Annotated in this window: 8 protein-coding genes; all 8 read left to right on the top strand. The window is 45.7% G+C overall.

The window, feature by feature from the left end:
• Nucleotides 1-185: 185 nt before the first annotated feature.
• The 8 genes from ECHVI_RS03765 (at nt 186) to lpdA (ending at nt 12,778) form a co-directional block, all read left to right on the top strand.
• Nucleotides 186-3,158: a serine hydrolase domain-containing protein gene (locus ECHVI_RS03765; RefSeq protein WP_015264619.1), complete on the top strand. Its 2,973-nt coding sequence runs from the start codon at nt 186-188 to the stop codon at nt 3,156-3,158.
• Nucleotides 3,159-3,246: 88 nt separating this feature from the next.
• Entirely contained in the window at nt 3,247-4,386 is a 1,140-nt protein-coding gene (gene bshA / locus ECHVI_RS03760) for an N-acetyl-alpha-D-glucosaminyl L-malate synthase BshA (RefSeq protein WP_015264618.1), read from the top strand.
• Between the two features lie 154 nt (nt 4,387-4,540).
• A complete protein-coding gene (locus tag ECHVI_RS03755; protein ID WP_015264617.1) occupies nt 4,541-5,170 on the top strand; it encodes a sterol desaturase family protein in 630 nt (209 codons plus the stop codon).
• A 93-nt stretch (nt 5,171-5,263) separates the two neighbouring features.
• A complete protein-coding gene (locus tag ECHVI_RS03750; protein ID WP_041739380.1) occupies nt 5,264-6,091 on the top strand; it encodes an NAD(P)-binding domain-containing protein in 828 nt (275 codons plus the stop codon).
• A gap of 241 nt (nt 6,092-6,332) precedes the next feature.
• Nucleotides 6,333-9,131, top strand: a complete 2,799-nt coding sequence (locus ECHVI_RS03745) for a 2-oxoglutarate dehydrogenase E1 component (RefSeq protein ID WP_015264614.1) — start codon at nt 6,333-6,335, stop codon at nt 9,129-9,131.
• Nucleotides 9,132-9,252: 121 nt separating this feature from the next.
• Entirely contained in the window at nt 9,253-10,827 is a 1,575-nt protein-coding gene (gene odhB / locus ECHVI_RS03740) for a 2-oxoglutarate dehydrogenase complex dihydrolipoyllysine-residue succinyltransferase (protein WP_015264613.1), read from the top strand.
• Nucleotides 10,828-10,968: 141 nt separating this feature from the next.
• Nucleotides 10,969-11,322: a four helix bundle protein gene (locus ECHVI_RS03735; RefSeq protein WP_015264612.1), complete on the top strand. Its 354-nt coding sequence runs from the start codon at nt 10,969-10,971 to the stop codon at nt 11,320-11,322.
• Between the two features lie 55 nt (nt 11,323-11,377).
• A complete protein-coding gene (lpdA, locus tag ECHVI_RS03730) occupies nt 11,378-12,778 on the top strand; it encodes a dihydrolipoyl dehydrogenase (RefSeq protein WP_041738296.1) in 1,401 nt (466 codons plus the stop codon).
• The last annotated feature ends 445 nt before the right edge of the window (nt 12,779-13,223 follow it).

The following is a 13,223-nucleotide window of genomic DNA, read 5'->3' as shown; positions in this document are numbered from 1 at the left end:
GCTGGTAATTGAATTCGTTTACACTATCATAACGTTAAATGTGGTAACGTTGGTTTTGCTTGTCACTATTTATGGTAGATAAAAGCCTGAATATTCGTAAATTTGAGGATTACTTGCTAGAGACTGTCAAAAGTAATCTTTACAAAGTTATTTTAAATTTTAAGCAATAAAAATTAAACAATCGGATGAATCAAAAAGTTTGGCGGGTGCCGTTCGTCTTGATGCTGATCGGAGGGATGGTCTTTTTTCAACTATCTTTTGGGTTTGAGAAGGAAAGTATTGAAAATCCGGGCGATCCGCTTCGCACGCGGGACTATGTGGCCCAAAAGAAATGGGTGGACAGCGTCTTTAACAGCCTGACCTTTGAGGAGCGCCTGGGGCAGCTGTTTATGGTGGCGGCTTATTCCAATCGCGGAGAGGCGCATAAGCAAAGGATTGCCAAGCTCATTCGAGAGGAGCAGCTTGGGGGACTGATATTCTTTCAGGGTGGCCCTGTCAGGCAAGCGCACCTGACCAATTACTACCAATCCATTACCAAAACCCCGTTGCTGATCGCCATGGACGCAGAATGGGGCGTGAGCATGCGGCTGGACAGTGTGATCCAGTTTCCAAAGCAAATGACCTTGGGGGCCATTCGCGATGATGAGTTGATCTATGACATGGGAACCGAAATCGCCCGACAATTCAAGGAGTTGGGCATGCATGTGAATTTTGCCCCAGTGGTGGATGTCAATTCCAATCCAAACAACCCGGTCATTGGCTATCGGGCGTTTGGAGAGCAAAAGGAAAAGGTGGCCAAAAAGGCTGTGGCATATATGAAGGGGCTCCAAGACCATGGTGTGATGGCCAACGCCAAACATTTTCCGGGGCATGGAGACACCGATTCCGATTCCCATTATACCACACCGGTGATCCAAAATTCGAAGGATCAGATCCAGGACATTGACCTTTATCCCTACCGCCAATTGATCAAGGAAAACCTGATGAGTGTGATGGTGGCGCATTTGCACATCCCCAGTTTGGGTACTACCGCCGGCAAACCTACCACCCTTACCCCCGCCGTGGTCAATGACCTGCTCAAAAAAGACATGGGCTTTGAGGGATTGGTGTTTACGGATGCCTTGAACATGAAAGGCGTCAGCAGTCTTCACGAGCCGGGCGAAGTGGATTTGCTGGCATTGCTGGCCGGTAACGATGTGCTCTTGTATGCAGAAGATGTGCCCAAGTCCAAGCGGTTAATCTTGCAGGCAGTCGAAGAAGGCAGGATATCCAAAGCCCAGATCGATGGCCGCGTCCGCAAGATCCTAAAAGCCAAATATTGGGCCGGGCTGAATAGGCCCCAACATGTAAACACCGACCACTTGGTGGAGCGGCTCAGTACCTATGAAACAGCAGCGTTGGTAGAACGCCTCTATGCTGGTTCCATGACCATGGTGTCCAATAAAGGGAATTTCTTGCCCATCCGTAACCAAGACCTGCTGAAAATGGCTTCCATTACCTTGGGGAACGGTGGAGAAACTTTTCAGCACTACCTCGACAAGTTCGGTAAGTTTACACATTATAGACTGCCCCGAAACAGTAATAACCAATCCTATCGGGCCCTTGAGCAAAACCTGAACGACTTTAACACCATTGTAGTGGGCATTACCGATGTCAGTAACAGCCCTAGGAGGAATTTCGGGATCAAAGCGGATGACATGTATTTCATCAAAAACCTGAGTGAAAAATACAACGTCATCACGGTGCTCTTTGGGAATGCCTATGCGGCCAAGTACCTTGAAGGCCTTCCAAACGTGCTGGTGGCCTATGAGGAAAATGAATATACGGAGAAGTTGGCTCCACAAGTGATCTTCGGTGCCCGTGGGGTAAATGGGGCTTTGCCAGCCACGGTAAGTGCAGGATTGCCTGCCGGGATTTCGGTTCCATTCGAATCAAAGGACAGGTTGGGCTATAGTTATCCAGAAAATGAGGGAATGGACAGTCGGACGCTCAATAACATCGATGAGGTGGTGAACCGGGCCATCCGCCGGAAGTCCACGCCGGGTGCCTGTGTATTGGTAGCTAAGGATGGTAAAGTGGTGTTCGAAAGAGGTTACGGTCACTTGGATTACAAAAAAGGCCAGACCGTAACCCCTGAAACGGTTTATGACCTGGCTTCCATCACGAAGGTCATGGCCACCACCCAGACAGTGATGTTTCTGGAGAGCAGAGGGCTACTCGATATGGAGGACCCTGTGTCTAAATACCTTCCAGAGTTAATAGGGACCAATAAAGCTGATCTTAAGCTGAATGACATCATGGCGCATGAGGCAGGATTGGCGCCATGGATACCCCATTATACTAAGACCATCCATTCAGGGAAATGGGATCCCATTTTTTATCATCGGACAAAAGGCAGCGGCTATAGCATTCAAGTCGCCAAAGGCATGTACGGTATGGATGCGCTGCCGGACAGTGTGTGGAAGTGGACAGTGGAGTCTCCGCTTCGGCGAAAATCCTCTAGCAAAGGGTACGATTATAAGTATTCGGACTTGACCATGTACATTATGCAAAAGGTCGTGGAGCGAATATTAAACCAGCCGATGGATGCATTTTTAGAGCAGAATTTTTACCACCCTTTGGGGCTGTACACGCTGACTTACCGGCCCTTGGAGAAGTATGATATGGACAGGATAGCCCCCACCGAAAATGATGTGGTCTTTAGGCATGAGCTGGTCAGAGGCCATGTGCATGATCCCGGAGCGGCCATGTATGGAGGAGTGGCAGGACATGCCGGACTTTTCGGTACCGCCCATGACTTGGCGGTGATGATGCAGATGATGCTACAGCACGGCAAGTACGGAGGGATAAACCTATTGGATGCAAAAACCGTTAAAGAATTTACAAAACGACAGTCTGACCAAAGTCGGAGGGGTTGGGGCTGGGATAAACCCGATCCTGAACCTGGGGAAGGCGGGCCTGCGGGCGAATTGGCTTCCAAGAATAGTTTTGGCCATACAGGCTTTACGGGCACAGCAGTATGGGCAGATCCAGATGAAAACCTCATCTATGTTTTTCTGTCCAATAGGGTCTATCCCAATGCCAGCAACAATTCACTGCTGAGAGATAATGTGCGGACGGATATTCAGGATATCATATACAGGGCTATCCGTAAGTAAAAAAATAGACCTTTGATGAACAAAATCCTGAAAGGAAAGGTTATAGCTTCTAAATTCTTAAAAAAAATCGTTTTTTAACCCTGAAAACATGAAAATCGGAATTGTCTGTTATCCTACCTTCGGTGGGAGTGGTGTAGTGGCCACAGAACTGGGTAAAGCCCTTGCCAAGGAAGGACATGAAGTGCACTTCATTACCTATAAGCAGCCTACCCGGTTGGATTTTTTGAGTGAGAACCTTTTCTATCACGAAGTAGATATCAAAAGTTACCCTTTGTTTGAACATCCACCATACGAACTCGCCTTGGCAAGTAAGATGGTGAACGTGGTAAAATTTGAGAAGCTGGACTTGCTTCATGTGCATTATGCCATTCCGCATGCCTCCGCCGCCTACATGGCCAAACAGATATTGAAGACCCAGGGGATTGAGATTCCTGTGGTCACGACATTGCATGGAACGGACATTACCCTGGTAGGGAAGGATCCCAGCTATGAGCCGGTAGTGACCTTTAGCATTAACCAGTCCGATGGGGTGACGGCGGTTTCGGAAGATTTGAAACAGGCGACCTACGATCATTTTGAAATCAAGAACGGAATTCAGGTTATCCCTAATTTTATCGATCTGGACCGGTTTAAAAAGCAGCGAAAGGAACATTTCAAAAGGGCCATTTGTCCCGATGATGAAAAGCTCCTCGTCCATACATCGAATTTCAGAAAGGTGAAACGGGTTGAGGATGTCATCAGGGTGTTTTATGAAGTGCGGAAAGTGGTTCCTGCCAAGCTGTTGCTGGTGGGAGATGGCCCCGAAAGGGATAAGATGGAAAGGCTCTGTAGGGAGTTGGGAACCTGCGAAGACACGCGTTTTCTGGGGAAATTGGATGCAGTTGAGGAAGTGCTTTCTGTGGCAGACCTGTTTTTAATTCCTTCCGAAAAGGAAAGTTTTGGGTTGGCTGCACTAGAGGCCATGGCCTGCGAAGTGCCGGTATTGTCTTCCAATGCTGGTGGTATCCCAGAGTTAAACATTGATGGAGTGACAGGGTTTGCCTGTGCAGTAGGAGATATCAAAGGAATGACCGAAAAGGCCCTTCATATCCTTTCGGATCAAAATCTGCCTGCGTTTAAGAAAAGGGCCTTGGCCAGGGCAAAGGAGTTTGATGTCTCCAATATTCTACCTCGGTACGAGGAATTTTATAAGAAAACCATTGAAAAAACCCTTACAACGTCCAAATAACTGATTTTAATCATTATTTCCCGAAAAGAATAACTCCTTTTGAATTCTATCCGTTAAATTTGTAGTGAAATTAATGAGGTAGACGTAGTGGGTAAGGGTAAAAGGTTATCTTTCAGCCGCTTGGATGCATTTACGGAAAAAATAGTAAGTTAGGATGAAAAAAATTGGAAGACTGGAGAGGCCGGATAATAATGGATCGGCACAAATGTTCCAGAATCCGGTGCTGGAAAAGATGTCCAGGACACATATTAGTATTCCTATTGTCATGTTTCTGGTGATTGGTGGCGTTTCACTGTTTTATGCGTTGACCACCACAACAATTTCCATAGGAATAGGCTTATTGGTGACTATAGTTGGATTATTGGTATTTACCCTTGTAGAATATTTGATGCATAAATATTTCTTTCATATGGTGCCCGATACGCCTATGAAGGATAAATTACAATATTCTGTACATGGTGTCCATCACGATTATCCGAAGGACAAGGACCGTTTGGCCATGCCACCATTTATCAGTGGTCTGTACGCTTGCATCTTTTATTTTGTATTTACCTTTTTGATGGGTGATTATGCGCTGTACTTCCTTCCGGGATTTTTGATGGGGTATGCATTGTATTTGGGTGTGCATTATATCGTACATGCTTTTCAGCCTCCTAAAAATGCGTTGAAGATCCTTTGGGTAAATCACGCCATTCATCATTATAAGGATCCTGACGTGGCTTTTGGAGTAAGTTCTCCACTATGGGATGTGATTTTGGGAACCATGCCCAAAAAGGATAAATAATTTGAAACCTTCTTTCTTATGAGAGAAGGTTTTTTTATGGGTAAATGGCAAACATGTCTTCTGTTGGTACGTTATTTACCCAAAACCTTTACCATGAAAATAAGCATAATTGGCCTTGGGTGGCTAGGGCTGCCATTGGCAAGACGGCTAGCGCAAAAGGGACATCAGGTACTGGGAAGTACGACTTCCCCTGAGAAGCACCGGCAGTTGTTGGACGAAGGAATCGACAATGTGGTGTTCCGACTGGATCCCCATCCTTCTGGCAATGGTTTTAACCGACTTTTTGATGCTGACTTGGTCGTGGTCAATATTCCCCCAAAACGCCGATCCATGCCGGAGACTTTTCATCCCGAGCAGATAAAGTACCTCAAAACACTTATCAAGCAAGCAGGAGTAGGGAGAGTGATTTACACCAGTTCTACCTCCGTCTATCCCAATACCAACAATGAAGTGACTGAAACCACAAAACTGTGTCTCAATAGTACGGGGCATTCGGCGGTATTTGGGGCGGAGAATATACTGAGGGAGGATGCTGCTTACGACCTGACGGTAATTCGGTTCGGAGGATTACTGGGAATGGACCGGGTGCCGGGCAGCTATTTCTCCGGAAAAGAGAATGTGGCAGGGGATGTTCCGGTGAATTACATTCATCAGGTAGATGCCGTGCGGCTGATCGCGCATGTGATTGAAAAGGAATTATGGGGAGAAACCTATAACGGTGTTTGCCCTATACATCCAAAAAAGCGGGAAGTATATGAAAAGAATGCACAGGAAATGGGCTTTGCTCCACCCAAAAGTTATCGTCAGCAGGACCTTCCCGATTTTAAAGTGGTGAGTGGGGAGAGAATAATGGAAACGGGCTTTGTGTTTGAGATAGAAAATCCACTCAATTTCTATTATATCCCTAAAGTTTCGAAGTGAATTTTAAAAAAAACGAAAGTTTTCTCAGGATAATAAATGGCGGTAAAGTCCCAAATTCCAAACCTCCTTCTAAAAATGATCAAAAACCAAATTTATATTTATAAAACCATAGCGATTTGCAATTATTATTTTGATCCTTAAAACATAAAGTATTGATATTCAGGTTTATTTGTGTATACGGATAAGCGGTTTTATTAAAAATGCATAATGATATATATTTGCAAAGCGAACAACACAAATCATGGACAAATATTCATACATTTCCAATGCCCATGTAGCTTATATCGATGAGTTATATGAGGATTACAAAAAAGACCCAGAATCAATCGAGCCAAGTTGGAAGACATTTTTTGATGGATTTGACTTTGCCATTACCAAGTTTGGAGAAGATGAGGATGGAGGAGCCGTAAGCGGTGGTAGCTCCAATGGGGCAGCCAAAAACGGGGCACTTGCTACAAAAGGCACCATTATGGACATGGAGCAATTGCCAAAGGAAATCAAAGTGAGGGCATTGATTCATGCCTATCGCTCCCGGGCGCACCTTCGCTCCAAAACCAACCCTGTGCGGGAAAGAAGGGACCGAAAGGCATTGATCGACCTGGAGGATTTTGGGTTGAGTGAAGCAGATCTGAATACCGAGTTTCAAGCAGGAAACGAAATCGGAATCGGCGATGCTAAATTGAGCAAAATCCTGGAGTCGCTTAGAAAGATTTATGAAGGGACGATGGGCTTCGAATACCTGTATATCCGGGATCCGGAAATGTTGGATTGGTTCAGGCAGAAAATCGAAAAAGAAGCCTTAGCCTTTAACCCACCCGATGAGGAAAAGAAGCGCATTCTATATAAATTGAATGAGGCTGTTGTATTTGAGAATTTCCTTCATACAAAATATTTAGGACAAAAGCGCTTTTCGTTGGAAGGCGGAGAGAGTACCATCCCGTTCTTGGATGCGGTGATCAACAAATCGGCAGATTTAGGAGCAGAGGAAGTGATGATCGGCATGGCCCACCGTGGCCGCTTGAATGTCTTGGCCAATGTCATGGGGAAAACGTATGAGCAGATTTTCTCTGAATTTGAAGGAACAGCCAAGCCAGACCTCACCATGGGAGACGGCGATGTGAAATACCATATGGGCTTTTCCAGTGAAATCACTACCCCTAGCGATAAAAAAATCAACTTGAAATTGGCCCCGAACCCCTCTCACCTTGAGGCGGTAAATCCTGTAGTCGAAGGATTTGTAAGGGCGAAAATCGATCACCAATATGAAGGTGATAAAGACAAAGTGGTGCCAATCCTCATCCATGGTGATGCGGCAGTGGCCGGACAAGGCATTGTCTATGAGGTCACGCAGATGGCTAACCTGAAAGGCTATAATACGGGAGGGACCATCCACTTTGTGATCAACAACCAAGTGGGCTTTACGACGGACTTTGATGATGCCCGTAGCTCCATCTACTGTACAGATGTAGCAAAGATCATCGATGCGCCGGTGATCCACGTGAATGGAGACGATCCGGAAGCCGTCGTTTTTGCGGCCAAATTGGCGGCTGACTTCAGGCAAAGATACAATCAGGACATCTTCATTGACATGGTTTGCTACCGTCGCCATGGCCATAACGAGTCTGATGAGCCGAAATTTACCCAGCCAAACCTCTACAATATTATCTCCAAGCACCCCAACCCTCGGGAAATCTATAACAAAGAGCTGATGGAGAGGGGCGATGTGGACGCCAAGCTGGCCAAGCAAATGGACAAGGAGTTTAGGAAGCTCCTACAGGATAGGCTAAACATGGTGAAAGAGAAGCCGCTTCCCTACAAGTCCTCGCCTTTTGAGCAGGCTTGGAAGGAGCTGAGAAAATCAGAACCAGCGGATTTTGACAAGTCTCCTGATACCTATATTTCTGAAGAGGCGATCGAAAAAGTGGCCGAAGCCCTTACCTCTTTGCCAAAAGGCTTCAAGCCGATCAAGCAAATCGAAGCCCAGATGAAGCAGCGGAAGGACATGTTCTATAGTTCCAAGTCCCTTAACTGGGCAGCTGCGGAGTTGTTGGCGTATGGTTCATTGTTGCTGGAGGGCAAGACCGTCCGACTGACCGGGCAGGACTGTAGAAGGGGCACTTTTTCCCACCGTCACGCAGTGCTTCATGATGCAAATACCAACAAGTCCTACAATTCCCTGAAGGAAATGAAGGACAATAAAGGTCAATTCCACATTTATAATTCCCTTTTATCCGAGTACGCTGTACTTGGTTTTGAGTATGGATATGCCATGGCCAACCCGAATGCATTGACCATTTGGGAGGCGCAATTTGGGGATTTTGCCAACGGCGCACAGACCATGATAGACCAGTTTATCAGTTCTGGGGAGTCCAAATGGCAAAAGATGAATGGATTGGTAATGCTGTTGCCTCACGGATATGAGGGACAGGGCCCGGAGCACTCCAATGCCCGTCCTGAACGGTTTTTGCAGCTATCCGCCGAGTATAACATGGTGGTGGCAAACATCACAGAACCGTCAAACTTCTTCCACCTGCTCAGAAGACAATTGGCATGGGAGTTTAGAAAGCCATGTATCGTGATGTCTCCTAAATCACTGTTGAGACATCCTAAGGTCGTTTCCCCGATCGATGAGTTCACCAAAGGTGGCTTCAGGGAAGTGCTGAATGATACGACTGTCAAGAAGACAGATGTTACCAGGGTAGTGCTCTGTTCAGGAAAAATCTATTATGATCTTATCGAGGCCAGGGAAAAAGAAAAAGTGAAAGATGTGGCCATCGTCAGGGTGGAGCAGCTTCATCCACTTCCGGAGAAACAGATCGTGGAGGTGGTGAAGTCTTACAGCAAAAACAAGGAAGTAGTTTGGGTGCAAGAGGAGCCGGAAAATATGGGCTACTGGACGTATATGATGCGTGCATTGTTCCGTGACTTCCCTATGGACGTTATTGCTCGAAAAGCCAGTGCCTCCCCTGCTACAGGTTACTTTAAGGTACACCAAGAAGAGCAGGAACACATTATAAACAAAGCCTTAAAAATCAAATAATCCCCCCAGTGCACTGCGAATTGACCTTCGCAGTGCCATTTTTGGGTTTAATTTTACTATTTTAAATCGATCATTAGAAATTAACCTTAGACCTTGCGGTTTGGGGGAAAAATAAAAAGCCATGAGTTTAGAAATCAAAGTCCCCGCTGTGGGCGAATCCATTACTGAGGTTACTATTGGCCAATGGTTTAAAAATAGCGGAGAATACGTCGAAATGGACGAAGTGATCTGCGAATTGGAATCTGACAAGGCCACTTTTGAATTGACCGCGGAAGCTGACGGTATATTGACCGTAAAAGCTGAAGCCGGTGACACCCTTGAAATCGGGGCAGTTATTTGTGAGATCGACACCAAGGCTTCAGCAGATGATGCCGCTCCGGCCAAGGAAGAAAAGAAAGAGGCACCTGCAGACAGCAAGGAGTCCAAAGGTTCTTCTTCGGATAGCAAATCCGGTAAAACAGGTGAAGTTAAGGAAATGGTAGTTCCTACAGTAGGTGAATCCATTACCGAGGTGACGTTAGCTTCTTGGTTGAAGGAAGATGGTGATTTTGTCGAAATGGACGAGATCATCGCCGAGGTAGATTCTGATAAGGCGACGTTTGAGCTGCCTGCCGAGGCACAAGGGATTTTGAAACGGGTAGCGGAAGAAGGGGATACCCTGGAGATCGGAGGCTTGATCTGTAAGATCGAAGTCGTCGAAGGAGACGCTCCCGAAGCGGATGATACTGCAGATACTTCCAAAGAGGAAAGTACCTCGTCAGCATCTTCTAGCGGATCCGGAAGTTATGCAGAAGGTCATGCCTCTCCTGCTGCTGCAAAGATCCTTGCTGAGAAAGGTATCGATGCCAAAGAGGTAAAAGGTACAGGCAAAGATGGAAGAGTCACGAAAGAGGATGCTGAAAAGGCCCAGAAGCAAGCGCCTAAACCAGCTGCATCCAAATCTTCCTCTTCAGCAGCAAAAGAAACGGCACCCGAAGCTCCTAAAGTAGCTGGAGAGCGAAATATGAAGCGGGAGAAAATGTCTTCGCTCCGTAAAACCATCTCCAAGCGATTGGTAGCGGCCAAAAATGAAACGGCCATGCTTACCACCTTCAATGAGGTCAACATGAAGCCAATCATGGACCTCAGGAAGCAGTATAAAGAAATGTTCAAGGAAAAGCACAACGTAAACCTTGGGTTTATGTCGTTCTTTACCAAAGCGGTCTGCGTAGCCCTACAGGAATGGCCGGCCGTAAATGCCCAAATCGATGGCAATGAAATCATTTACCATGATTTCTGCGATGTGTCCATCGCGGTATCAGCCCCTAAAGGATTGGTGGTTCCGGTGATCAGAAATGCCGAATCGCTGTCATTTGATCAGGTGGAGAAAGAGGTGGTTCGCTTGGCGACCAAGGCCCGTGATGGTAAATTAACCATAGAAGAAATGACGGGGGGTACCTTTACCATTACCAATGGGGGAATCTTTGGTTCCATGATGTCCACACCGATCATCAACCAACCTCAATCTGCGATCCTTGGAATGCACAATATCGTGGAACGACCAATGGCGGTAAATGGTGAGGTGAAAATCCTTCCCATGATGTATATCGCCCTGTCATACGATCACAGAATCATCGATGGCCGTGAATCCGTAAGCTTCCTCGTTAGACTGAAGCAATTGCTGGAAGACCCAGCGAGATTGCTGCTTGGGGTCTAAAATAAGTACAAAGTACTAAGTACGGTGTACGAAGTACTTACTGCTATTTTGTTCTACGTTTCGTGTGGAAAATAATTGTTAAATTATAAGATAGGTTTGCTAACTTCCTTATTTCATCATCATTAATTTATCGTAATTATTATGCACAGATACAAAGAACTTCAGGTTTGGAAAAAAGCGATAGATTTAGCTGTTGAAGTTTATAATATAACAGAAGGACTGCCAAAACAAGAAAAATTTGGGTTGATAAGTCAAATTAATAGAGCTGTTGTTTCTATCCCTTCAAATATAGCAGAAGGAGCTGGTAGGAATTCCGATAAGGAATTTGATCAGTTTCTAGGTATTGCACTGGGCTCAGCCTTTGAGTTGGATACGCAATTAGTAATTTCCAATAAACTAGATTATATAGAGGAAAGTGATTTTATGAAAGTGTCAATGGATTTAGAGACCATTCATAATATGATCTTTGGACTTAAGCGGAGCTTTAAAAAATAACACATTCTTCGTACTTGGTACATTGTACCTCGTACTTTGTTCAAAACCAACAAACATGACATACGACTTAATCGTAATCGGATCTGGGCCAGGGGGCTATGTGGCCGCTATCAGAGGTGCCCAACTAGGCATGAAAACAGCCATTGTCGAGAAATATCCCACACTGGGAGGTACTTGTCTGAATGTAGGCTGTATTCCTTCAAAGGCGCTATTGGACTCTTCGGAGCACTATCACAACGCTGCCCATACCTTTAAAACCCATGGCATCGATCTTAAGGACCTGAAGGTAAACCTGAAGCAGATGATTTCTCGCAAGGATGATGTGGTAAAGCAAAACGTGGATGGGATATCTTACCTGATGAAAAAGAACAAGATCGATGTACATCAAGGCGTCGGTTCTTTTGTGGACAAAAATACCGTGAAAGTGACAAAAGACGATGGCAAGTCAACTGAGATCACGGGTGAAAATATCATAATCGCCACGGGGTCCAAGCCCGCTTCCCTACCGTTTATCGAGATCGATAAGAAGCGGGTCATCACCTCTACAGAGGCGTTGAAAATGAAAGAAGTGCCGAAGCGCATGATTGTGATAGGCGGGGGCGTCATCGGAATGGAGCTTGGCTCTGTATATGCGCGGATGGGAGCCAAGGTTTCTGTGGTGGAATTTATGGATTCACTGATTCCTTCCATGGATAAGACCATGGGCAAGGAGCTGCAAAAATCCCTCAAGAAATTGGGCTTTGAGTTTTACTTGAAGCATAAAGTTACCGCTGTCAAGAGCACTGCAAAAGAGGTTACCGTGACTGCTGAAAACAGCAAGGGAGAAGAAGTGCAAGTGAAAGGAGATTATGTATTGGTATCGATAGGCAGAAAGCCGTATACCGAGGGGCTTAATCCTGAAGCTGCTGGCGTGAAGGTGAATGATCGTGGTCAGGTGGAGGTGGATGAGCACCTTAAGACATCGGCCGACAATATTTATGCGATCGGAGATGTGGTGAAGGGAGCCATGCTGGCCCATAAGGCAGAAGAGGAAGGCGTGTTGGTGGCAGAACAGCTTGCTGGCCAAAAGCCTCATATCAACTACAACCTGATTCCAGGCGTGGTGTACACGTGGCCGGAAGTCGCGGCAGTAGGTTATTCCGAGGAGCAGTTGAAGGAAAAAGGCATCAAGTACAAAACCGGAAAATTTCCATTTATGGCGTCAGGGCGTGCCCGGGCATCCATGGACACGGATGGTCTGGTGAAAGTATTGGCAGATGCTGAAACGGACGAGATTTTGGGGGTACACATGATTGGGCCCAGAACGGCAGATATGATCGCAGAGGCAGTCGTGGCCATGGAGTACAGGGCTTCCGCGGAAGACATTGCTCGGATGTCTCATGCCCACCCGACGTATACGGAAGCTTTTAAAGAAGCCTGTTTGGCGGCCACTGAAAACAGGGCCTTGCACGTATAAATCAGCCTTGATGTATACGCGCTCATTTTACGGCAATCAAGTGTCGGTAATGGCGCGGGCATTTATAGGTGAACCTTATTGATTTCTTCTTTAAGGAGGCTACAGACTGAAGTGAATAGAGGTGTCCTCATGATCCTAACAGGTGATTTGGGGACACCTCTTTAGGTTTAATTCCATTAAATGGAAAATTTTCTATGTTTTGGAACGTTTGTTTATAGGTTTTTTGCTTTGATTCATTTGATTTTTAATTTTTTTTAAAAAAATATTTTTCCAGAACTGTTTATGAAAAATGCCGTTAGTTTGATGGTAGCCCCTTATTTGGGGCAGGTTTGTGCGAACGCACTAATTTGTTGCGGCTCAATTGGTTAAGAAATTTTCGGAAAATTGTTTAAAAATTTAGTTTAGTGCTATATTTGCATTCATAAGCTAAAAGTATCAACTTATA

The sequence above is a fragment of the Echinicola vietnamensis DSM 17526 genome, from assembly GCF_000325705.1.
Classification (GTDB): Bacteria; Bacteroidota; Bacteroidia; order Cytophagales; family Cyclobacteriaceae; genus Echinicola; species Echinicola vietnamensis.
The sequence above is the reverse complement of the archived record's forward strand: the minus strand, read 5'-3'. Positions and strand labels throughout refer to the sequence as shown.

Excerpts from the sequence above, each read along its gene's own strand:
- ECHVI_RS03765 (WP_015264619.1), top strand. The coding sequence starts at position 186 with ATGAATCAAAAAGTTTGGCGGGTGCCGTTCGTCTTGATGCTGATCGGA.
- bshA (WP_015264618.1), top strand. The coding sequence starts at position 3,247 with ATGAAAATCGGAATTGTCTGTTATCCTACCTTCGGTGGGAGTGGTGTA.
- ECHVI_RS03755 (WP_015264617.1), top strand. The coding sequence starts at position 4,541 with ATGAAAAAAATTGGAAGACTGGAGAGGCCGGATAATAATGGATCGGCA.
- ECHVI_RS03750 (WP_041739380.1), top strand. The coding sequence starts at position 5,264 with ATGAAAATAAGCATAATTGGCCTTGGGTGGCTAGGGCTGCCATTGGCA.
- ECHVI_RS03745 (WP_015264614.1), top strand. The coding sequence starts at position 6,333 with ATGGACAAATATTCATACATTTCCAATGCCCATGTAGCTTATATCGAT.
- odhB (WP_015264613.1), top strand. The coding sequence starts at position 9,253 with ATGAGTTTAGAAATCAAAGTCCCCGCTGTGGGCGAATCCATTACTGAG.
- ECHVI_RS03735 (WP_015264612.1), top strand. The coding sequence starts at position 10,969 with ATGCACAGATACAAAGAACTTCAGGTTTGGAAAAAAGCGATAGATTTA.
- lpdA (WP_041738296.1), top strand. The coding sequence starts at position 11,378 with ATGACATACGACTTAATCGTAATCGGATCTGGGCCAGGGGGCTATGTG.